At 69.6% G+C, this 20,177-nt stretch carries 27 protein-coding genes; 21 read left to right on the top strand and 6 right to left on the bottom strand.

Features of this window, described 5'->3' with window-relative positions:
- The first annotated feature begins 2 nt into the window (after positions 1–2).
- From ACWEN0_RS32780 to ACWEN0_RS32750, 7 genes are all read left to right on the top strand, one after another.
- The gene (locus ACWEN0_RS32780) at positions 3–1,175 is read left to right on the top strand and encodes an MFS transporter (RefSeq protein WP_451982379.1); all 1,173 of its coding nucleotides are present in this window, start codon (positions 3–5) and stop codon (positions 1,173–1,175) included.
- Positions 1,176–1,236: 61 nt separating this feature from the next.
- Complete coding sequence (locus tag ACWEN0_RS32775; RefSeq protein ID WP_451982376.1) at positions 1,237–1,878, top strand: zinc ribbon domain-containing protein; 642 nt, start codon at positions 1,237–1,239, stop codon at positions 1,876–1,878.
- A 298-nt stretch (positions 1,879–2,176) separates the two neighbouring features.
- Positions 2,177–4,033, top strand: coding sequence for a hypothetical protein (locus tag ACWEN0_RS32770; protein ID WP_451982373.1), 1,857 nt, complete (start codon positions 2,177–2,179; stop codon positions 4,031–4,033).
- Positions 4,034–4,101: 68 nt separating this feature from the next.
- Complete coding sequence (locus ACWEN0_RS32765; RefSeq protein WP_451982370.1) at positions 4,102–5,784, top strand: hypothetical protein; 1,683 nt, start codon at positions 4,102–4,104, stop codon at positions 5,782–5,784.
- Between the two features lie 26 nt (positions 5,785–5,810).
- Complete coding sequence (locus tag ACWEN0_RS32760; protein WP_451982368.1) at positions 5,811–6,017, top strand: hypothetical protein; 207 nt, start codon at positions 5,811–5,813, stop codon at positions 6,015–6,017.
- 14 nt (positions 6,018–6,031) lie between these two features.
- The gene (locus ACWEN0_RS32755) at positions 6,032–6,250 is read left to right on the top strand and encodes a hypothetical protein (protein WP_451982365.1); all 219 of its coding nucleotides are present in this window, start codon (positions 6,032–6,034) and stop codon (positions 6,248–6,250) included.
- Positions 6,251–6,302: 52 nt separating this feature from the next.
- Positions 6,303–6,761 (top strand): hypothetical protein, encoded by a 459-nt coding sequence (locus tag ACWEN0_RS32750; protein WP_451982362.1) that lies wholly within the window; start codon positions 6,303–6,305, stop codon positions 6,759–6,761.
- On the opposite strand, the gene ACWEN0_RS32745 is transcribed toward ACWEN0_RS32750, so the two are convergent.
- The gene (locus ACWEN0_RS32745; protein ID WP_451982359.1) at positions 6,754–7,233 is read right to left on the bottom strand and encodes a GNAT family N-acetyltransferase; all 480 of its coding nucleotides are present in this window, start codon (positions 7,231–7,233) and stop codon (positions 6,754–6,756) included. The genes ACWEN0_RS32750 and ACWEN0_RS32745 overlap by 8 nt on opposite strands.
- Positions 7,234–7,291: 58 nt before the next feature.
- Here ACWEN0_RS32745 and ACWEN0_RS32740 point away from each other — a divergent pair, with 58 nt between their 5' ends.
- Entirely contained in the window at positions 7,292–7,513 is a 222-nt protein-coding gene (locus ACWEN0_RS32740) for a hypothetical protein (protein ID WP_451982356.1), read from the top strand.
- Here ACWEN0_RS32740 and ACWEN0_RS32735 read toward each other — a convergent pair.
- Genes ACWEN0_RS32735 through ACWEN0_RS32715 form a run of 5 tightly spaced genes read right to left on the bottom strand, consistent with a single transcriptional unit; the run spans position 7,497 to position 10,242 of the window.
- Positions 7,497–8,114, bottom strand: coding sequence for a hypothetical protein (locus ACWEN0_RS32735; protein WP_451982353.1), 618 nt, complete (start codon positions 8,112–8,114; stop codon positions 7,497–7,499). The genes ACWEN0_RS32740 and ACWEN0_RS32735 overlap by 17 nt on opposite strands.
- Positions 8,115–8,116: 2 nt before the next feature.
- Complete coding sequence (locus ACWEN0_RS32730; RefSeq protein ID WP_451982350.1) at positions 8,117–8,383, bottom strand: hypothetical protein; 267 nt, start codon at positions 8,381–8,383, stop codon at positions 8,117–8,119.
- Positions 8,338–9,342, bottom strand: a complete 1,005-nt coding sequence (locus ACWEN0_RS32725; RefSeq protein ID WP_451982347.1) for a hypothetical protein — start codon at positions 9,340–9,342, stop codon at positions 8,338–8,340. The genes ACWEN0_RS32730 and ACWEN0_RS32725 overlap by 46 nt, the downstream gene beginning before the upstream one ends.
- Positions 9,343–9,352: 10 nt before the next feature.
- Entirely contained in the window at positions 9,353–9,694 is a 342-nt protein-coding gene (locus ACWEN0_RS32720) for an ESX-1 secretion-associated protein (RefSeq protein WP_451982344.1), read from the bottom strand.
- Positions 9,694–10,242, bottom strand: a complete 549-nt coding sequence (locus ACWEN0_RS32715) for a YbaB/EbfC family nucleoid-associated protein (RefSeq protein ID WP_451982341.1) — start codon at positions 10,240–10,242, stop codon at positions 9,694–9,696. The genes ACWEN0_RS32720 and ACWEN0_RS32715 overlap by 1 nt, the downstream gene beginning before the upstream one ends.
- A 166-nt stretch (positions 10,243–10,408) precedes the next feature.
- Between ACWEN0_RS32715 and ACWEN0_RS32710 the strand changes: the two genes are divergently transcribed.
- The 13 genes from ACWEN0_RS32710 (at position 10,409) to rpsC (ending at position 20,175) form a co-directional block, all read left to right on the top strand.
- Positions 10,409–10,564 carry a hypothetical protein gene (locus ACWEN0_RS32710; protein WP_451982338.1) on the top strand — a complete coding sequence of 52 codons (156 nt, stop codon included), beginning with the start codon at positions 10,409–10,411 and terminating at the stop codon, positions 10,562–10,564.
- A gap of 459 nt (positions 10,565–11,023) precedes the next feature.
- On the top strand, positions 11,024–11,398 hold the full coding sequence (gene rpsL, locus ACWEN0_RS32705; protein ID WP_003102113.1) for a 30S ribosomal protein S12: 375 nt from the start codon (positions 11,024–11,026) through the stop codon (positions 11,396–11,398).
- On the top strand, positions 11,398–11,868 hold the full coding sequence (gene rpsG, locus ACWEN0_RS32700) for a 30S ribosomal protein S7 (protein ID WP_072474768.1): 471 nt from the start codon (positions 11,398–11,400) through the stop codon (positions 11,866–11,868). Before rpsL ends, rpsG begins: the two co-directional genes overlap by 1 nt.
- Positions 11,869–11,931: 63 nt before the next feature.
- Entirely contained in the window at positions 11,932–14,031 is a 2,100-nt protein-coding gene (fusA, locus tag ACWEN0_RS32695; protein WP_451982335.1) for an elongation factor G, read from the top strand.
- A 129-nt stretch (positions 14,032–14,160) separates the two neighbouring features.
- The gene (gene tuf, locus ACWEN0_RS32690) at positions 14,161–15,354 is read left to right on the top strand and encodes an elongation factor Tu (RefSeq protein WP_451982332.1); all 1,194 of its coding nucleotides are present in this window, start codon (positions 14,161–14,163) and stop codon (positions 15,352–15,354) included.
- Positions 15,355–15,760: 406 nt separating this feature from the next.
- A complete protein-coding gene (gene rpsJ / locus ACWEN0_RS32685; RefSeq protein ID WP_003102098.1) occupies positions 15,761–16,066 on the top strand; it encodes a 30S ribosomal protein S10 in 306 nt (101 codons plus the stop codon).
- Between the two features lie 31 nt (positions 16,067–16,097).
- A complete protein-coding gene (rplC, locus tag ACWEN0_RS32680) occupies positions 16,098–16,754 on the top strand; it encodes a 50S ribosomal protein L3 (RefSeq protein ID WP_451982329.1) in 657 nt (218 codons plus the stop codon).
- Positions 16,751–17,437, top strand: coding sequence for a 50S ribosomal protein L4 (gene rplD, locus ACWEN0_RS32675; RefSeq protein ID WP_451982325.1), 687 nt, complete (start codon positions 16,751–16,753; stop codon positions 17,435–17,437). Before rplC ends, rplD begins: the two co-directional genes overlap by 4 nt.
- Positions 17,434–17,745, top strand: coding sequence for a 50S ribosomal protein L23 (gene rplW, locus ACWEN0_RS32670; RefSeq protein ID WP_003102087.1), 312 nt, complete (start codon positions 17,434–17,436; stop codon positions 17,743–17,745). Before rplD ends, rplW begins: the two co-directional genes overlap by 4 nt.
- 15 nt (positions 17,746–17,760) lie before the next feature.
- Positions 17,761–18,594: a 50S ribosomal protein L2 gene (gene rplB / locus ACWEN0_RS32665; protein ID WP_257921854.1), complete on the top strand. Its 834-nt coding sequence runs from the start codon at positions 17,761–17,763 to the stop codon at positions 18,592–18,594.
- An 18-nt stretch (positions 18,595–18,612) separates the two neighbouring features.
- Positions 18,613–18,894: a 30S ribosomal protein S19 gene (rpsS, locus tag ACWEN0_RS32660; RefSeq protein WP_003102083.1), complete on the top strand. Its 282-nt coding sequence runs from the start codon at positions 18,613–18,615 to the stop codon at positions 18,892–18,894.
- A 31-nt stretch (positions 18,895–18,925) separates the two neighbouring features.
- Positions 18,926–19,342: a 50S ribosomal protein L22 gene (rplV, locus tag ACWEN0_RS32655; RefSeq protein WP_086857325.1), complete on the top strand. Its 417-nt coding sequence runs from the start codon at positions 18,926–18,928 to the stop codon at positions 19,340–19,342.
- A complete protein-coding gene (gene rpsC / locus ACWEN0_RS32650) occupies positions 19,342–20,175 on the top strand; it encodes a 30S ribosomal protein S3 (RefSeq protein WP_072474761.1) in 834 nt (277 codons plus the stop codon). The genes rplV and rpsC overlap by 1 nt, the downstream gene beginning before the upstream one ends.
- Positions 20,176–20,177: the final 2 nt, after the last annotated feature.

Raw genomic sequence — 20,177 nt, 5'->3', positions numbered from 1 at the left:
TCATGGGGACCATGACGATGACCGGCCGGACCAGGTCGATGGGAGCGCTGTTCACCGGCGTCGCGCTGCTCAACACCGCGACGGTCGGCTTGAGCACGGCGGCGACGCTGATCGTCGCCGCGGGCAGCGGGCCGGGCTGGAGCGGCCTGCCGAGCGTCGCGAACGTGCTCGGCACGGCCGCCGGTGCGCTCTGCGTCGGCTGGCTGCTGCCCGGCCACGGCCGTCGCCGCGTCCTGGTCGGCGGGTACGGCGTCGCGGCGCTCGGCGCCCTGGTCGCGTTCGCCGGTGCCCTGACGACGTCGCTGGTGCCACTCCTGCTCGGCATCCTGCTGGTCGGCCTCGGCAACGGCGGCGCGCAGCTGTCGCGCTACCTGGCCGCGGACCTCTACCCGGAGGACCGCCGGGGCCGCGCGCTCTCGACCGTCGTCTGGGGCGGGACGATCGGCGCGCTGGCCGGGCCGGCGTTGATGGCCCCCGCGGCGGACGTCGCCGGGAGCTTCGGCTGGCCACCGCTGTCCGGGCCGGTCGCGGTCGCCGTCGTGACCACCGCGGGGGCGGCGCTCGCGGCGGCGTTCCTGCCGCGGCACGTCCCACCCGCGCGGACAGCACCCGCGGCCGCGCCGGTGCGGGCGACCGGTGTCGGCCGGCCGCAGGTCGCGATGGTGGCCGCGCAGCTGACCATGGTCGCGGTGATGACGATGACGCCGGTGCAGCTGGAGAACCACGGCCACGGCCTCGACGTCGTCGGCTGGGCGCTGAGTGCGCACCTGTTCGGCATGTTCGCGCTGGCCCCGCTGTCCGGCCGGATCGCCGACCGCTGGGGCCCGCGCGTGACGGTCAACGCGGGCCTCGGCGTGCTGGCCCTGTCGACGGCGACCGCGCTCGCGGCCCCGACGGCGCACACGTCCGGCCTGCCCGTGGCGTTGTTCCTGCTCGGGTACGGCTGGAACCTGGTGTTCGTCGGCGGCAGCGCGCAGCTGAGCCGCGACCTCGCGCCGGAGACGCGCAGCCGGGTGCAGGGCACGGTCGACGCGGTCGTCTGGTCGGCGTCCGCGCTGGCCGGGCTGGGGTCCGGGCAGCTCTTCGCGGGTGGCGGGTACGCGCTGGTCGCGGTCGTCGGCGGGGTGCTCGCGCTGCTCCCGCTGGTGCTCCTCGCGTCTCGTGACGGCCGGTAGCCGGGTCGTTGTCGGCAAATCTGTCCTCACCGCGACCTCGGCGCGCTGGCGAAGATGGGCCGTGGCTGACTCTGTGCCCTTCACGGACAACTTCTCGGACCTCTCCAACACGCAGGGGTACCAGTTCGAGTTCCGGTGCGAACGCTGCGGCAACGGCTATCGATCCGCCTTCCAGCGCGACAACGTCGAGACCGGGCGAAGCGTGCTTCGCGCTGTCGGCTCGTTCTTCGGCGGGACGCTGCGGGACCTGAGCAACTCGGCCGACCAGTGGCGCTACGACCGCGCGACGAACTCGCCGGCCAAGGACAAAGCCCTGGCCGCGGCGGTCAAGGAGATCACCCCGAGCTTCCGCCAGTGCCGCGGCTGCGGCGACTGGATGTGCCAGGACCAGTGCTGGAACGAGGAAATCGGCCAGTGCCTGCGCTGCTCGCCGAGCGTCGCCGAGGAGATCTCGCGCGCCCAGGCGTCGGCGCAGCGCGACCAGATCTGGGACAAGGCCCGCGAGAAGGACTGGACGTCCGACCTCGACCTCGACACCCGCGCCAAGGTCACCTGCCCGGGCTGCGGCCTGAAGGCCGACGGCGGCAAGTTCTGTTCGTCGTGCGGCACGTCGCTGGCGCTCAAGGTCCGCTGCGGCGGCTGCGGCAGCGAGAGCAACAAGCCCGGAGCGCTGTTCTGCTCGGATTGCGGCACCAAACTCTGACCGGAGTTCCCGGCACTTCATAACGAATTCATAACTCGCAGCCCCGGCGTTCAGGCGTCGGGGCTGCGCCATTGTGACGAACCGTGGCTGCGCCGGTTGGCTCATCACTCGTTCGGCTCAGTGAAGCGCGTCAATTCGGCCCACGTTGTGGGAATTTCACCTGAATAGCGTGAATCTCATTCTTTGATCACGACTGGACGCTTTGACCGCTTGGCGCGAATATCCCGTCCAGGTCTGCTGACGTCAGCTTTCCGTTGTGTCCCAACGGTTTCGTCCGTGAGAAGGAACAGGGAGAACCATGCGATCAACTCCGTTGCGCCCGGGCCGGTGGCGAAGGGTGGTGACCGGCGCCGCGGCACTCGCCCTCGCGGCCGGCGCCGTCACGTACACCGGCTCGGCCACCGGCGCCTACGCCGACGTCCAGACGATCACCGACGCGAAGACCGCGTCCGACGGCAAGCAGTACTGGGTGCAGAACCACCTGGTGTCGAAGGACTTGACCGCCGAGTCGAGGGCCGCCGACGGCACGCCCAAGAAGTGGCTGCTCGTCTGGGCCGGTGACGAGAACATCGCCGACACGCTCGTCAAGGACGTCAAGAACCTGCCGGGCACGCTCGGCGGCGGGCTCAACAAGATCAAGAACGCCCTGCCGGGGCCGGACTTCCTCGCCGTGATCGACGCGACGCAGGGTTCGCCGACCTACGGCAAGGTCGTCAACACCGCGACCGTCGGCCCGCTGGTCGAGAACGAGCCGCACCACATGCAGTACGTGTGGCACAAGGGCGACACGGTCTACGCGGGCGCGCTGTTCGCCGCGGCGACGTACGCCTTCGACGTCGGCGCCCTGCCGCAGCTGAAGCTCAAGGGCGTCAGCCTGCCGACCAACACGCTCGGCGGCTCGGTCCCCGACGCGTACTGGGTGCTCAAGGACGGCACCGCGTACGGCACGTACATGGGTGGCCCGGTCGTGCCCGGCCCGCACACCTACGCCGACGGCTCCACCCAGGTCGGCAACGGCTTCGCGGGCAGCCCCGGCGAGGTCGTCCACTTCGGACAGAAAGGCGAGGTGCTGTCGGAGAACCCGGCGGCGACCCCGCAGGGCGACAACCAGAAGCTCTGCGACAACCTGCCGCAGCTGGGCAAACCGACCTGCGCCAACCCGCACGGCGTCCAGGCCCGCGAGGACCTGAACACGCTCGTCACGAGCGACTACGCCGAGCCGCGCAACATCATCCTCGACCCGGTGAAGCAGCCGTCGCCGTACCTGCGGCGGCCGACCGTGCGGACCTGGGACATCTCCGACCGCAACCACCCGAAGCTGAAGTCGGTGTCGTACCTGCAGGACGGCCCGCGTGCCGATCCCGCCGACCCGCTCCACGCCGAGAGCCGCGCGGTCATGGAGACGACGGTGACCAACCTGCCGGGCCACAAGGGCGCGTTCGCCCAGACCATGCAGGGCGGTGCGGTGTTCTACACGCCGGACATCACCGCGAAGGAACCGCACTGGATCGAGGTGTTCGACGACGGCGCGGCGAACAAGTCGATCTACGCCAACAACGACTCGAACGGCGCCAGCTCCAACGGCGGCTGGATCCAGACGAGCCCGGACGACAAGTACCTCTACCGCGCGATCGTCGGGCGGCAGAAGGGCACCCTCTCGGCCGACGACCCCGGCACCACCGGCGGGGTCTACGTCCTCGACATCCAGAAGCTGGTCAACGCCGGCGACCGGATCGAGGACATCCAGGGCCGGGTCGACACCAAGGCGAAGGCGCAGCAGGGCGGGGGCGGCGACCTGCCGACCGTCGTCGGCGCGGCCCCGATCAACCCCGGCACGCCGGGCGCGGGCCCGCACTGGGGCGCCTACGACAACTGGGCGCTCGGCAGTGACGGTTTCTACCACGAAACCACGTCGCCGCAGCACCTCGCGGTGTCGAACTACTTCGTCGCGCGGTCCGGTTTGGACGGTGACCACAAGGTCAACCTGCTGAACCTCGGCCCGGACGGGAAGGTCGCGGTCGACTCGAACTTCCGGGACGAGTTCACCGGCCAGGTCGGCATCAACTTCAACCGCAAGTCGTGGCCGCACGGGGACTTCGGCAACGCCAAGCCGCACTCCGAGCTGTTCGTGGTCGCCGACGCGAACATCAAGTAACGCGGTCGTGGGTGTTCAGGGCGGTCAGAACCGCCCTGAACACCCACGACCCCGACCTGGGAGTCTTGATGGAACACGACCACTCCGCGCCCACCGGTTCGTCCACTGTGGACGTCCTGGCGCTGGTCCTGCGGCTTGCTCTGCTGCTGTCCACGGCGTTCCTCGCCGGCGGCGGCCTCCTGCGGCCGCCGGGGCGGCGGCCCGTCACGCTGTACGTCCTCGGCGGGGTCTCGGCGCTGCTCGCCGTGGTGTCTTCCTTCGCCGTCGACATCAACGTGGTCGCGCTGGCGATCCACGTCGTGCTCGCGGTGGCGGTGCCGCTCCTCCCGCGGTTCACCCGCTGGACGTCGCTCGCGTTGCTGGTGCTGGTCGTGCTGGAGACGTCATCGGGCGGCACCGGCGTCGAGTTCGCGGTCGACACGGTGTTCGTCGCCGGGGCGGCCGTGTGGTTCGGCTTCGCGCTGTTCGGGCCGGTCACGACGTCGGCGATCCGGCCCGGGCCGCTCGCTCTCACCCTCGGCGGCCTGCTGGTCCTGGCCGGCGCGGTGCGGTTCGGGATCTCCGGCCTGGGCTTCGACCGGCGGCTCTACACGACGCTCTTCGGGCTCGCGGTGGTCGCCGTCGTGGTCCTGCCGGTCGGGGTGAGCGTCCTCGCCGGGGTGGTCGACGGCCGCGCCTACCGGTTCGGGGTCGCCGGCGTCGCGCTCGGGTTCCTCGCGTGGAGTGCCCTCGGCGCGATTCCCGTGCCGCCGCCGCTGCCGGTGCCCGGGGTGCCGCTGCTGGCCGACGCGCCGGGGTTCCCGGTGCTCGTCAGCCCGCAACGACCGGGGCACAACCTCGTCCACTTCCCGCCGAGCGCGGGCGACGACCTCTCCGCCGGTGTTCGCGGCGGCCTGATCACGAAGGCGATCGCGCGGCCCGGCGCCGAGGGCACCTGGGCCGACGTCGACCTACCGCCCGGCCGCAGCGACCTGGAGATCCGCCGCGGCGACGCGAAGACGGTCGTCGAGGTCGACGCGGGCACCGCGCCGGGGCCGTCGATCACCGAGGCCGACGCGCCGGAGTGCGCTTCGGCCGCCCTCGGGAGCCTGGTCGCCGGCCGGTCCGACGTGCTGACGGCCTGCCCCTCCGACGCGCTCGGCCCGGAGGACAGCGGCGCGCTGGTCAAGCTCGTCGAGTTCCTCGCCGGGCGGAAACCGGCCGGGATCACGCTCGTCGAGGACGACTCCCCGCGCGGCGTCGCGGCGGCGAAGCTGGTGCGCGAGACCGCGGCGCGCACCGGACTGGCCGTGCGGCCGGACGCCGGGCCCGACACCGCGCTCGTCGTCGTTTCCGGCTGGGCCGCCGGGTACACGGCGATGACGCGGGCCGCGGAACTGCAGCGCCTCCAGCCCACCCACCAGTACGGGCTCTACCTGGCGCCATGGCTGCTGAACGGGCCGATCGTCAATGCCGTCGCGAGCGCGTCGCTGCCCTTGCGGTTCGACCCGCGGGAGGCCACGGCGGTCGGGTACGCCGTCGCGGTCGGCGACCGCTTCGGCGGCGAAAGCCCGACGGTCGGCGGCTTCCGGAACTGGCTCGGCGCGGACCGGCCGGCGGCGGACGTCCAGATCTTCGCCGCCGCCCAGGTCAACGCCATGCCGATGTACCCCACCGAACCCCACGCCACCGGAATGGTGATGGACCGCGACTACGCGGGCCAGTGGGTCCCCGACGGAACCATCGTGCCGATCACGTCGGTTCTGCGCTGAAAACCCTGGGAAGGAAAGGAAAACGCATGAAGCGTCTCGCTGCCCGCGTGCTGCTGCCGCTCGTCGCGGCGACGGCGTTCACCGGCTTCGCCGCCGGTGTCGCCAGTGCCGACCCGACGGACGGCTCGGTCTGGCTCGTCCCCGGCGTCGACCTCGGGAGCGTGCTCGGCCCGGTCGGCCAGCCGGTCGACCTGCTCGCGCCCGTCTTCGACCTGATCACCGCTGTTTCCTGAAAGGCAGAAAACCCATGAAGAAGACCCTCGCTGTCGCCGTCCTCACCGGTGCGGCCCTGTTCGGCGCGGCGGCGCCGGCGCTGGCCGCCGACGCCCCCGGCGTCGTCGTGGTCGACGAGCCGGACACCAGTGGCCTGAACAACATCTGGACGTTCGCGCCGCTCGGCGTGCCGGTGCTCGGCCTGATCCAGTCCGTCAACGGTGTGCCGGGCAAGCTCCTGCCCTCGTTCTGACCCTCCGGCGGCCCCTCGCCGCGAGGGGCCGCCGTCCTCCTCGGGAGTCCCCATGAACCGGCAGCTCGTCGGCAGGCTCGGCATCGCGGTGATCGCCATCGCGGCGGTGACCGCCGGCATCTTCGTCCTCGGCGACGACGGTTCGCCGCCGCCCGCGCCGTCCGTCGCCGTGGTGGGGGAGCCGTCGTCCTCGTCGGTCCCGCCGCGCACGATCATGGCGACGGCGACGTACACCTCGACCCCGCCCGCGCCGGCCGGCTACCAGGTCACCTACGAGCTGGCCGGCACCGGCACGGCGACGGTCGTCTACGACTCGAACGGCCTGGGCCTGGTCCACCAGGAGCTGAACGTCGCCCTGCCGTGGCGGAAGGACCTCAGCTGGGCGGCGCCCGGTGCGGTGCAGCTGCTCGGGCAGGGGAGCGGCGCGGTCGAATGCCGGGTCACGGCCGGCGGCCGGGTGGTGATGACGCGGAAGTCGGCGCCGGGCGAGGTCGCCGCCTGCGTCAGCTGAGGGCCTTCGCGAACCAGTGCTCGGCGAACTGCTCGTCGTTGAACGGCTCGACCTCGGCGTAGCCCGTCTTCGCGTAGAGCGCGCGGGCCTCGACGAGGTCGTGCCGGGTGTCGAGCCGCATGAGCGCCGAGCCGAGCCGCCGGGCCGCGTCCTCGGCCGCCGCGACCAGCGCGGGCCCGCCCCCGGTCCCGCGGTGGGCCGGCTTGATGAACACCTTCGTCAGCTCGGTGATCCCGGGCGCGACGACGCGCGTCCCGGCGCACCCGGCGACTTCGCCGTCGCGGCGGCCGAGGAGGAACGCCCCGGTGGGCGGCACGAGGTCCGTCCCGGGTTCCTCGGCCACGTACCGCGTCAGCTCCGCTTCGGTGATCGGGCGTCCGTAGTAGCGCGAAGCGACTTCGTCCATGTACTCGCGCATGATCGCGACGGCATCCGGGTGGGCGACGTCGATCTGGGTGATCTTCCAGTCCACGTCCTCATCCTGGGGTCACTGTCCAGCGAATTGGCCCGGCCCCGGGCACCATGAAGTGATGACGACTGTCACGAAGCGCCTGACGGTGGTGGCCGTTCTGCTGATCACGCTGGGAGCGATCCTGCTGTCGGTGGGGGCGATCGGCTTCCAGTCGGACAAGCAGGCCGACGCCAACATCGGCGCGGGGTTCGCGCTGCTCGCGGGCCCGTACATCGTCGGCTTGGGCCTGGTGTTCGCCCTCTCGGCCGGCCTGACCCACCTGACTACCCGGCGCCGCTGACCCGCCACAGGGCGGCGGGGAGCCGATCGACGAGCTCGGCGAGGTAGCCCGCTTCGGCGGTGACGTTCTCCCGCGTCGCGCAGCCCTGGCCCCACGTCCGCGCGGACCCGTGCTCGACCACGACGTCCCGCTGCCCGAACCGAGGGTTCTCTTCGAGCCACCGCGCGAGCGTGCCTTCTAATGGCGAGTCCGGGGGCAGGGTCGGCAGCGACACCGCCTTGCCGGGGACGATCCGCAGCTCCGGGCACGGCGGCACCGCCACCTGCGTGACGTGCACGTCCCGGAAGTACGTGTGGTCGTCGAAGTGGCGGTACGGCTCCTGCCCGTCGATCGCGATCGCCGGGCGATCCCCGGCGCGGAACTCGACCCACGTCTCGTGGGGCCGGTCCGCGAGCGGCCGTCCGGTCGGGTGGACCACGCCGAACGTCGGCTTCGGGTCCGCGCCCGGGCCGCTGTGGAACGTCCCGCCCCGCTCGGCCGCGAACGCCTTGAACCAGTGCTCCGCGCGGCTCGTCGCGAACTTCCGGTTCGACCGCCACACGACGGCGGCGGCCACCGCGGCCACGACGACCAGCAGAGCGACGACGAACAGCGTCTCCATCGTCAGAAGTCCAGGTCCTCGCGGGTCTCCTCGACCGGCCGGTCCTCGCCCGCCGAGTCGTAGCCACTCGTCTTCTTCGCGTTCTTGACGTGGCTGGTGAGCTTGCCGAGGTGGTCGTTGAGGGTTTTGGCGTCGTTGTCGCCGGGGTTGGCCGGGTTGAACCCGAGCACGCCCTTCACCGCCGCTTCGCCGCCCTTCTTCAGGGCCTCGGTCGCGCCGGTCTTCAGCATCGTCTTCTTGTAGTCGACCTTGCCCGCGGCGTCGAGCACGGGGTTTCGAAGGCCTTCGCCCACCGCTTGCCGATCAGGCCCTTGTCGCCGACGGCCTTCTGGAGCAGGTCCTTGCCTTCGTTCTCCTTCGCGATGTCGCCGAGAGCCTTGCTCAGCTTCTTCGTCGCGAACTTCTCCTGCAGCTTCTTGAGCCAGTCGAGCACTTTCTGCAGCAGCTCGCGCAGCTTCGACACCTTCTGCGTCGTCTTCGCCGTGGTTTCGGCCGCCTTCACCTCGGAGACCGGCGCCGCGGCCGAAAGGGAGGCACCGCAGGTCGGCACCGCGGCGGCCAGCGTCGGCACCCACAGCATGATCAGCCAGGTGACGAACTCGGTGAGGATCGCCTTGACCAGGTCCTCGACGAAGCTCATCAGCATGCTGTTGAGCTGCAGCATCTTGGCGAGGTCGCCGGACTTGCCGGCAACGCCCTCGATGCCGTGCGCGAACTCGCCCAGAGCGGTCTTCGCCGCGACGGACGCGTTGCCCTGCCAGTTCTTCAGCGCGTCGTCGGTGACGTCGGCGAAGTTCTGCGCCAGCTTGTCGAGCCCGGTGGCGATCGCGCCGAAGTTCTCCGCCGCGACGCTCAGCGCGGGGCCGTCGCCGCTGACGAAGTGGATCGCGTCCTGGATCGGCTGGACGGCGTTGACCAGGAAGTTCAGCCCCTGGCCGACGAGCCAGCCGAGCGGGTCGGTGGCGATGTCCTGGATGGTGCTCGAGCTGGACTGGATGAAGCTCGCGGTGTCGGTCGCGATGGTGCCCAGCGCGAGCGTGATGTCCGCGCCGTCCTTCTGCGGCGCGAACACCGCGTTCTTCACCGACACGGCGTCCTTGCCGACGGTGACGGCGCTGCCGGCGAACGGCGTCGCCTTGATCGCGTTGTCGACGTTCACCCCGAGCACGGTGTGCGGGTCGTCGGACTTGACCTTGATGCCGCTCGCGACGTCTTCCACGTCCGCCATCTCGTCCCCCTCAGTGCTTGCCCGGGCCGTCGAGCAGGACCTCGACCTGGCCGAAGAAGGTCGTGTGGTCGTCCTCGATGCCCTGGTAGACGTTCGCCGCGTCGGTCAGCTTCGCCTGGGCCGTCGCCAGCCCGTCCGCCAGCGACGACAGCAGGGTCTGCAGCTCGCGGAGGGCGTCGTCGTAGCCGCCCTTGGTGAAGATGCCGACCACGCCCCACGACTTGTCGCCGACGTTCGACCGGCCCACCTGCTCGGTGATCCGCGCGCCCTGGTCCTTGTACTCGCCGAGGTCGCCGACGTACTTGTGCAGCGCGTCGACCTCGACCTGGTAGCCGCCGGCTCCGTCGGGCATCAGTCCTCCTCGTCGAACAGGTTCCGCAGGAAGGTGTCGCCGGCCGACCCGCCGCGTTGCGGGGCCTGCGGCGGCGGGGGCGGGGTGTCGGCCTGGCGCAGCACCGTTTCTTCGGAGAAGTCCTCGGGTGCCGCCCGGTGCGGCGGTTCCTGCGCCAGCTTCGACCGCATTTCCTCGACGGTGGTTCCGAACGCGACGGCCTGGGTCTCGAGCACCTGCTCGACGAGGTCGCCGCCCAGGTGCTCCTGGACGAGCACCGCCTGGCGCCGGGCCGCCTCGCCGACGGCCTCGCGCAGGGTGGCCAGCAGCGTCGCCGAAAGCGCTTGGGCGCCCTTCGCGAGCGCCGCGTCGGTGACCTTGACGTCGAGGACCGCGCCGCCCGGTCCGGTGACCACGGTCACGCCGCCGTCCGGCGAGGTCGCGCTCGCCCGCAGTTCGGTCAGCTCCTGCTGCATCGCGCCGAGGCCGGCGAACCGGTCGTCGACGTGGCGGATGGTCGACCGGAACCGTTCGAACTCGGTCACCAGCTGCTCGAACTCGGCGGACATGCCCTGGTTCCTCCCCTTCGGCCGGTATGTGGTCGACCCATCGTGGCCGGTCGGCGACAGTGTGACGCACGGAACGCCGGATCCGATCCCGCTGCGTCACCCGGCCGGGTAATGGGTAGGTTTCCGGCCGCAAGGGGAAGCAGGGGACGAGCGCTAGGAGTGCGTCATGAGCGGCAGTGAACGGGCCGAGCGGCCGGAAGAAGAACCGAAGTCGACCGGCAGTCACGCGGCGCCCGAGGGGGCGGGCGTGCACCCGCTCATCGACCTCTCGCGCGACCCGAACCCGGGCAAGCCCGACCACGCGAAGCCCGAAGAAGACTGACGCGCCGCTCCGGCGGCCGGCCGCCCGGGGTGGCCGGCCGCCGGGACCGGCCGGGGAACATCCCCGAGGCCGGCGGTGTTGTACGGAGCGGTCGCGAAGCCCAGGTCCCGGGCGGTCGAGCGGAAAACGCGGACGCGACCGGACTCCGGAACATCCCGCCTGCAGGCGGTGTTGAGAGGTAGGCTGGAGGTTCCTCGACCTTCGGACCCCCCGCCGCGCTCCCTCCGGACCCGGGCGGGTATCTTTGGAGACCGTGCCCGGCAGGCGTCGGGCCGCTCCGCGTGCCGTGCGCATGGGCGGGGTGCTCAGGCACCCGGTCACCGGCTTCGGCAGGTCGGGGTTCCGACGGAAATCCCTCCGGGAAGTTACCGGTCGCAAGACCGTGACGCGGGCCGACACGCCCGACCGCGGGGGCCGGTGAAGACACGAAGAAGCAGATCACGACAGGAAGCTGGTCCATTGCCCACGATCCAGCAGCTGGTCCGCAAGGGCCGCCAGGACAAGGCTGCCAAGCAGAAGACGGCGGCCCTCAAGGGGAGCCCGCAGCGGCGCGGCGTGTGCACTCGCGTGTACACGACGACCCCCAAGAAGCCGAACTCGGCGCTGCGCAAGGTCGCGCGTGTGAAGCTGACCAGCGGCATCGAGGTCACCGCCTACATCCCCGGTGAGGGCCACAACCTGCAGGAGCACTCGATGGTGCTCGTGCGCGGTGGTCGTGTGAAGGACCTTCCGGGTGTCCGTTACAAGATCATCCGCGGTTCGCTCGACACCCAGGGTGTCAAGAACCGCAAGCAGGCGCGCAGCCGGTACGGCGCGAAGAAGGAGAAGAGCTAATGCCCCGCAAGGGTCCGGCCCCGAAGCGGCCGCTGATCTCCGACCCCGTCTACGCCTCCCCGCTGGTCACCCAGCTGGTGAACAAGGTGCTGAAGGACGGGAAGCGGTCGCTGGCCGAGCGCATCGTGTACGGCGCGCTCGAAGGCGCTCGCGAGAAGACCGGCACCGACCCGGTCGTCACGCTGAAGCGCGCTCTCGACAACGTGCGCCCGACCATCGAGGTGAAGAGCCGCCGCGTCGGTGGTGCCACCTACCAGGTGCCGATCGAGGTCAAGCCGGGCCGCTCCACGACCCTGGCGCTGCGCTGGCTGGTCTCCTTCTCGCAGGCCCGCCGCGAGAAGACGATGATCGAGCGCCTGCAGAACGAGCTCCTCGACGCTTCCAACGGCCTCGGTGCCTCCGTGAAGCGTCGCGAGGACACGCACAAGATGGCCGAGTCCAACCGGGCCTTCGCGCACTACCGCTGGTGATTTCCGCCCGGCATCAGATGCAAGCCATGCCGGGCCCCACGCTTGAGACAGGGGAACATTCTCGTGGCACGTGAAGTGCTGACCGACCTCAACAAGGTCCGCAACATCGGCATCATGGCGCACATCGACGCCGGCAAGACCACCACCACCGAGCGGATCCTGTTCTACACCGGGGTCAACTACAAGATCGGTGAAGTCCACGACGGCGCCGCCACCATGGACTGGATGGAGGAGGAGCAGAAGCGGGGTATCACCATCACCTCGGCTGCCACCACCACCTTCTGGAACGACCACCAGATCAACCTGATCGACACCCCCGGGCACGTCGACTTCACCGTCGAGGTGGAGCGCAACCTGCGGGTGCTCGACGGCGCGGTCGCGGTCTTCGACGGCAAGGAAGGCGTCGAGCCGCAGTCCGAGCAGGTCTGGCGGCAGGCGGACAAGTACGACGTCCCGCGCATCTGCTTCGTCAACAAGATGGACAAGCTGGGTGCGGACTTCTACTACACCCTGAAGACCATCGAGGAGCGCCTCGGCGTCAAGCCGCTGGCGATCCAGCTGCCGATCGGCGCGGAGAACGACTTCGAGGGCGTCATCGACCTCGTCCGCATGAAGGCGCTGACCTGGCGCGGCGAGGTCCAGAAGGGCGAGGACTACTCGGTCGAGGACATCCCCGCCGAGCTGGCCGACCGTGCCGCCGAGTACCGCGAGAAGCTGATCGAGAGCGTCGCCGAGACCGACGACGCGCTGATGGAGAAGTTCCTCGAGGGCGAAGAGCTTTCCGAGGCCGAGATCAAGTCCGGCATCCGCAAGCTGGTCATCACCCGCGAGGCGTTCCCGGTCCTGGCCGGTTCCGCGTTCAAGAACAAGGGCGTGCAGCCCATGCTCGACGCGGTGATCGACTACCTGCCGTCGCCGCTGGACGTCCCGGCCGTCGAGGGCCTGCTGCCCGACGGCGAGACCGTCGTGACCCGCAAGGCCTCGGTCGACGAGCCGTTCGCCGCGCTCGCGTTCAAGATCGCCGCGCACCCGTTCTTCGGCAAGCTGACCTACATCCGGGTGTACTCGGGCAAGGTCGCCGCCGGCGCTCAGGTCATCAACGCGACCAAGGAGCGCAAGGAGCGCATCGGGAAGATCTTCCAGATGCACTCCAACAAGGAGAACCCGGTCGACGACGCCCAGGTCGGCCACATCTACGCGGTCATCGGGCTGAAGGACACCACCACGGGTGACACCCTGGCGGACCCGCAGAACCCGATCGTGCTGGAGTCGATGACGTTCCCCGAGCCGGTCATCCGGGTCGCGATCGAGCCGAAGACGAAGGCCGACCAGGAGAAGCTGTCCCTGGCGATCCAGAAGCTGGCCGAAGAGGACCCGACGTTCCAGGTCAAGCTGGACGAGGACACCGGCCAGACGATCATCGCGGGCATGGGCGAGCTGCACCTCGAGGTGCTGGTGAACCGGATGAAGTCCGACTACAAGGTCGAGGCGAACATCGGCAAGCCGCAGGTCGCCTACCGCGAGACGATCAAGAAGACGGTCGACAAGCTCGACTACGTCCACAAGAAGCAGACCGGTGGTTCCGGCCAGTTCGCGAAGGTCATCGTGAAGCTGGAGCCGCTCGAGCGCACCGACGGCGCGCTCTACGAGTTCGACAACAAGGTGACCGGTGGTCGCGTGCCGCGGGAGTACATCCCGTCGGTGGACGCGGGCGCGCAGGACGCGATGCAGTACGGCGTCCTGGCCGGCTACCCGCTCGTCGGGTTGAAGTTCACCCTGTTGGACGGTGCTTACCACGAGGTCGACTCTTCGGAGATGGCGTTCAAGATCGCCGGTTCCATGGCGATGAAGGAAGCCGCGAAGAAGGCCGGCCCGGTGATCCTGGAGCCGATGATGGCGGTCGAGGTGACCACGCCCGAGGACTACATGGGTGACGTCATCGGTGACCTCAACTCCCGCCGTGGTCAGATCCAGGCCATGGAGGAGCGGTCGGGCACCCGCGTCGTGAAGGCGCTGGTCCCGCTGTCGGAGATGTTCGGCTACGTCGGCGACCTGCGGTCCCGCACCCAGGGCCGGGCGAACTACTCCATGGTGTTCGACTCCTACGCCGAGGTTCCCGCGAACGTCGCGAAGGAAATCATCGCGAAGGCGACGGGGGAGTAACTCCCCCACCGCGCGCGGGCATTAAGGGACTCTCCTGAACGTCCGCAGCACCGACGAAGGAACATTCGGGGGTCGGCAGCCACGCCGGCCCCCGAGCACAAAGCGAAATCAGTCCAGGAGGACATTCCAGTGGCGAAGGCGAAGTTCGAGCGGAGCAAGCCGCACGTCAACATCGGCACCATCGGTCACGTCGACCACGGCAAGACCACGCTGACCGCGGCGATCACCAAGGTGCTGCACGACGCTTACCCGGAGCTGAACGAGGCCCGCGCGTTCGACCAGATCGACAACGCGCCGGAAGAGAAGCAGCGCGGCATCACGATCAACATCTCGCACGTCGAGTACCAGACCGAGAAGCGTCACTACGCGCACGTCGACGCCCCCGGTCACGCGGACTACATCAAGAACATGATCACCGGTGCCGCCCAGATGGACGGCGCGATCCTGGTGGTCGCCGCGACCGACGGCCCGATGCCGCAGACCCGTGAGCACGTGCTGCTCGCCCGCCAGGTCGGCGTGCCCTACATCGTGGTCGCGCTGAACAAGGCCGACATGGTCGACGACGAGGAGATCCTGGAGCTCGTCGAGCTCGAGGTTCGCGAGCTGCTGTCCTCGCAGGAGTTCCCGGGCGACGACGCGCCGGTCGTGCGCGTTTCGGGCCTGAAGGCCCTCGAGGGCGACGCCAAGTGGGGCGAGGCCGTGCTCGAGCTGATGCACGCCGTCGACGACAACGTGCCGGACCCGGTGCGTGAGCTCGACCGTCCGTTCCTCATGCCGATCGAGGACGTCTTCACGATCACCGGCCGCGGCACCGTCGTGACCGGCCGCGTCGAGCGTGGCGTGGTCAACGTGAACGAAGAGGTCGAGATCGTCGGCATCAAGGAGAAGTCGCAGAAGACGACTGTCACCGGTGTCGAGATGTTCCGCAAGCTGCTCGACTCGGGCCAGGCGGGCGACAACGTCGGCCTCCTGCTCCGCGGCATCAAGCGCGAGGACGTCGAGCGCGGCCAGGTCGTCGTGAAGCCGGGTACCACCACCCCGCACACCGACTTCGAGGGCCGGGTCTACATCCTGTCGAAGGACGAGGGTGGCCGTCACACCCCGTTCTTCAACAACTACCGCCCGCAGTTCTACTTCCGCACCACCGACGTGACCGGCGTCGTGACCCTCCCCGAGGGCACCGAGATGGTCATGCCGGGCGACAACACCGACATCTCGGTGCAGCTGATCCAGCCGGTCGCCATGGACGAGAACCTGCGCTTCGCGATCCGCGAGGGCGGCCGCACCGTCGGTGCGGGTCAGGTCACCAAGATCATCAAGTGATTCGGCGCCCCGCCCGGGGCTGATACACCCCCGGGTCAGGGGCGTCAAATCACGTGTGCGACACTATTCAGGTTGCTCGTCCTGGGGCGGCCGATTCCTTCGGGGGTCCGGCCGCCCTGGTGCGAGTGGCCACGGTCCGCGGAGTCCTTTCCTTCGGGTAGGCGAGCGGGCAAAGGCAGTGAACGGCAGGGCTTGCACAAGCGCGGCCGGCTCATCGCCTCCTCACGTTGAGGAAGACCAGGCAAGACGACGATCCCGCGGGATCCGTCTGTGCGTCGGGCGCGACACGCCCGACCGCGTGGACCGGGGACAGGGCCGTTGAACTGCGGAAACCAGGCCAGGGTGGCAGCACCCGGGGCAGGTTTGTGAGATAGCGGCACGAGACGACAAGGAACGAGCAGCCACCATGGCGGGACAGAAGATCCGCATCCGGCTCAAGGCCTACGACCACGAGGCGATCGACACCTCGGCGCGCAAGATCGTGGAGACGGTCACGCGCACCGGCGCCCGGGTCGTCGGGCCGGTGCCGCTGCCCACCGAGAAGAACGTTTACTGCGTCATCCGCTCGCCGCACAAGTACAAGGACTCGCGCGAGCACTTCGAGATGCGCACGCACAAGCGTCTGATCGACATCCTCGACCCGACGCCGAAGACGGTCGACGCGCTCATGCGCATCGACCTGCCGGCGAGCGTCGACGTCAACATCCAGTAAGCGTTGGGCGAGCGGCGGAGATAAGAGACTCATGTCTGACAGGCAAGTGAAGGGCATCCTGGGCACCAAGCTCGGCATGACCCAGGTCTTCGACGAGCAGAACCGGGTTGTCCCGGTCACCGTCGTGAAGGCCGGTCCGAACGTGGTCACCCAGGTTCGGACCACCGACAAGGACGGCTACACGGCCGTGCAGCTGGCGTTCGGCGCGGTCGACCCGCGCAAGGTGAACAAGCCGCGCACCGGCCACTACGACAAGGCGGGCGTGACCCCGCGGCGCTTCCTCGCGGAGCTGCGTACCACCGACGCCGAGACCTACGAGGTCGGCCAGGAGATCACCGCCGAGGTGTTCGCCGCCGGCGTCGAGGTCGACGTGACCGGTACCAGCAAGGGCAAGGGCTACGCCGGTGTCATGAAGCGCCACGGCTTCAAGGGCCAGGGCGCGAGCCACGGTGCCCAGGCCGTGCACCGCAAGCCGGGTTCGATCGGTGGCTGCGCCACCCCCGGCCGCGTGTTCAAGGGCCTGCGCATGGCGGGCCGGATGGGCAACGACCGGGTCACCACGCAGAACCTGACCGTGCACGCCGTGCGTGCCGAGGACGGCCTGCTGCTGATCAAGGGCGCCGTGCCCGGTCCCAAGGGCGGCCTGCTGTTCGTGCGCAGCGCCGCGAAGGGTGGTAACTCCGAATGACGAACGTCGAGCTGAAGACCCCGGCCGGTAAAGCCGACGGCACGGTCGATCTCCCCGAGGAGATCTTCGACGTGCAGGCCAACGTCGCGCTGATGCACCAGGTGGTGGTGGCCCAGCTGGCCGCCGCGCGCCAGGGCACGCACGACACGAAGACCCGTGGTGAGGTCTCCGGTGGCGGCAAGAAGCCGTACCGGCAGAAGGGCACCGGCCGTGCCCGCCAGGGTTCGACCCGCGCGCCGCAGTTCGCCGGCGGTGGCGTCGTCCACGGCCCCACGCCGCGTGACTACTCGCAGCGCACCCCGAAGAAGATGAAGGCCGCCGCTCTGCGTGGCGCCCTCTCCGACCGGGCGCGCGCCGGCCAGCTGCACGTCGTCACCGAGCTGGTGACCGGTGAGAAGCCGTCGACCAAGGCCGCCAAGACCGCCCTCGCCGCCGTCACGGCCGCGAAGCGCGTGCTCGTGGTGCTGCACCGGGACGACGAGCTGAGCTGGGTTTCCCTGCGGAACCTGCCCGAGGTGCACCTCCTCTGGGCGGACCAGCTCAACACCTACGACGTCCTGGTCAACGACGACGTCGTGTTCACCAAGGCCGCGTACGACGTGTTCGTCGCCGGCCCCGCCCGCGGCAAGGCCAAGGCCTCGGCGCGGTCGGGCGAGGTCACGGAAGGGAGTGACGAGAAGTGAGTTCGGTCGCCATTCCGGACCCCCGCGACATCCTGCTCGCGCCGGTCATCTCCGAGAAGTCCTACGGGCTGCTCGAGGACCACAAGTACACGTTCATCGTCCGCCCGGACGCCAACAAGACCCAGATCAAGATCGCGGTCGAGAAGGTGTTCGGCGTCAAGGTGGTCAGCGTCAACACGGCCAACCGCCAGGGCAAGCGGAAGCGGACTCGCGCGGGCTTCGGCAAGCGCAAGGACACCAAGCGCGCCATCGTGACTCTTTCGCCCGAGAGCAAGGCGATCGAGATCTTCGGCGGACCCACCGCGTAAAGGACTGAGCTGACAATGGGCATCCGCAAGTACAAGCCGACGACCCCGGGTCGTCGCGGTTCGAGCGTCTCGGACTTCGCCGAGATCACCCGCTCCACCCCGGAGAAGTCGCTGCTTCGTCCGCTGAGCGGTTCGGGCGGTCGCAACTCGTCCGGCAAGATCACCACCCGGCACAAGGGTGGCGGCCACAAGCGTGCTTACCGCGTCATCGACTTCCGTCGCAACGACAAGGACGGCATCCCGGCCAAGGTCGCGCACATCGAGTACGACCCCAACCGGTCGGCGCGCATCGCGCTGCTGCACTACGCCGACGGCGAGAAGCGCTACATCATCGCGCCGGAGAAGCTGAAGCAGGGCGACACCGTCGAGAACGGCCCCCGGGCCGACATCAAGCCGGGCAACAACCTGCCGCTGCGCAACATCCCGGTCGGCACCGTGATCCACGCGATCGAGCTCCGCCCCGGCGGCGGCGCGAAGATGGCGCGGTCCGCGGGCGCGAAGGTGCAGCTCGTCGCCAAGGACGGTCCGTACGCCCAGCTGCGTCTCCCCTCGGGCGAGATCCGCAACGTGGACGTGCGCAACCGCGCCACGGTCGGCGAGGTCGGCAACTCCGAGCACGCCAACATCAACTGGGGCAAGGCCGGCCGCAACCGCTGGCGCGGCAAGCGCCCCACGGTCCGCGGTGTCGTCATGAACCCGGTCGACCACCCGCACGGTGGTGGTGAGGGTAAGACCTCCGGTGGTCGCCACCCGGTCAACCCGAACGGTAAGCCCGAGGGCCGGACGCGTCGGCGCAAGCCGAGCGACGCCCTCATCGTCCGCCGCCGGCGTACCGGCAAGAAGCGCTGAGCAGGGAGGTAGAAGCACATGCCACGCAGCCTTAAGAAGGGCCCGTTCGTGGACGACCACCTGCTCAAGAAGGTGGACGCGCTGAACGAATCGGGCAAGAAGACGGTCATCAAGACCTGGTCGCGCCGCTCGACGATCATCCCGGACTTCCTGGGACACACGATCGCCGTGCACGACGGCCGCAAGCACGTCCCGGTGTTCGTCACCGAGGCCATGGTGGGTCACAAGCTGGGCGAGTTCGCCCCGACGCGGACCTTCAAGGGCCACATCAAGGACGACCGCAAGTCGCGCCGCCGCTGAGCGGGCACGAGAAGAGACAAGGGAAGTAGCGATGAACGCCCAGAACGACGCGACGGTCGAGGCCTTGCCTACGGCTTACGCGCGGGCTCGCTTCGTCCGGGACTCGCCGACCAAGGTGCGCCGGGTGATCGAGCTCATCAAGGGACGTAGCGCCGCCGACGCCTTGGCCGTGCTCCGGTTCGCCCCGCAGGCGGCCAGCGAGCCGGTCGCGAAGGTGCTCGCCAGCGCTGTGGCCAACGCCGAGAACAACCTTCAGCTGGACCCGGACACCCTCTGGGTCAAGAACGCGTACGCCGACGAGGGCCCCACCCTCAAGCGCATCCGCCCGCGGGCCCAGGGCCGCGCGTACCGGATCCGCAAGCGGACCAGCCACATCACCGTCGAGGTGGAGTCGCGTCCGGCCGTCGCGCAGAAGGCTCAGAGCAAGAAGAAGGCAGGTGGCCGGTAGTGGGCCAGAAGATCAACCCGCACGGTTTCCGCCTGGGTATCACCACGGACTGGAAGTCGCGCTGGTACGCCGACAAGCAGTACGCCGAGTACGTGGCCGAGGACGTCAAGATCCGCAAGCTCCTCGCCACGGGCATGGAGCGCGCCGGCATCTCCAAGGTCGAGATCGAGCGCACCCGTGACCGCGTCCGCGTGGACATCCACACCGCCCGGCCGGGCATCGTCATCGGCCGCCGCGGCGCGGAGGCCGACCGGATCCGCGGCGCGCTGGAGAAGCTGACCAAGAAGCAGGTCCAGCTGAACATCCTCGAGGTCAAGAACCCCGAGGCCGACGCCCAGCTGGTCGCCCAGGCGGTCGCGGAGCAGCTCTCCAACCGCGTGGCGTTCCGCCGCGCGATGCGGAAGGCGATCCAGACCTCCATGCGCTCGCCGCAGGTCAAGGGCATCCGCGTGCAGTGCGGCGGTCGTCTCGGCGGTGCCGAGATGTCCCGCTCCGAGCACTACCGCGATGGCCGCGTCCCGCTGCACACGCTGCGCGCCGACATCGACTACGGCTTCTTCGAGGCCAAGACGACGTTCGGTCGCATCGGCGTCAAGGTGTGGATCTACAAGGGTGAGCTCGTCGGTGGCCTGAAGGCTCGCGAGGCCCGTGACGCCGCCGAGCGCGCGCCGCGTCGCGACCGTGACCGCAGCGACCGGCCGTCCCGCCCGCGTCGTTCCGGCGCGTCGGGCACGACCGCCACCTCGACCGAAGCCGGTCGCGCGGCCGCAGCCGCGACGACCGAGGCCCCGGCGGCTCCGGCCACCGAGACCGCAGAAAAGACGGAGGGCTGAGA

The organism is Amycolatopsis sp. NPDC004378, from assembly GCF_053602455.1.
The sequence above is the reverse complement of the archived record's forward strand: the minus strand, read 5'-3'. Positions and strand labels throughout refer to the sequence as shown.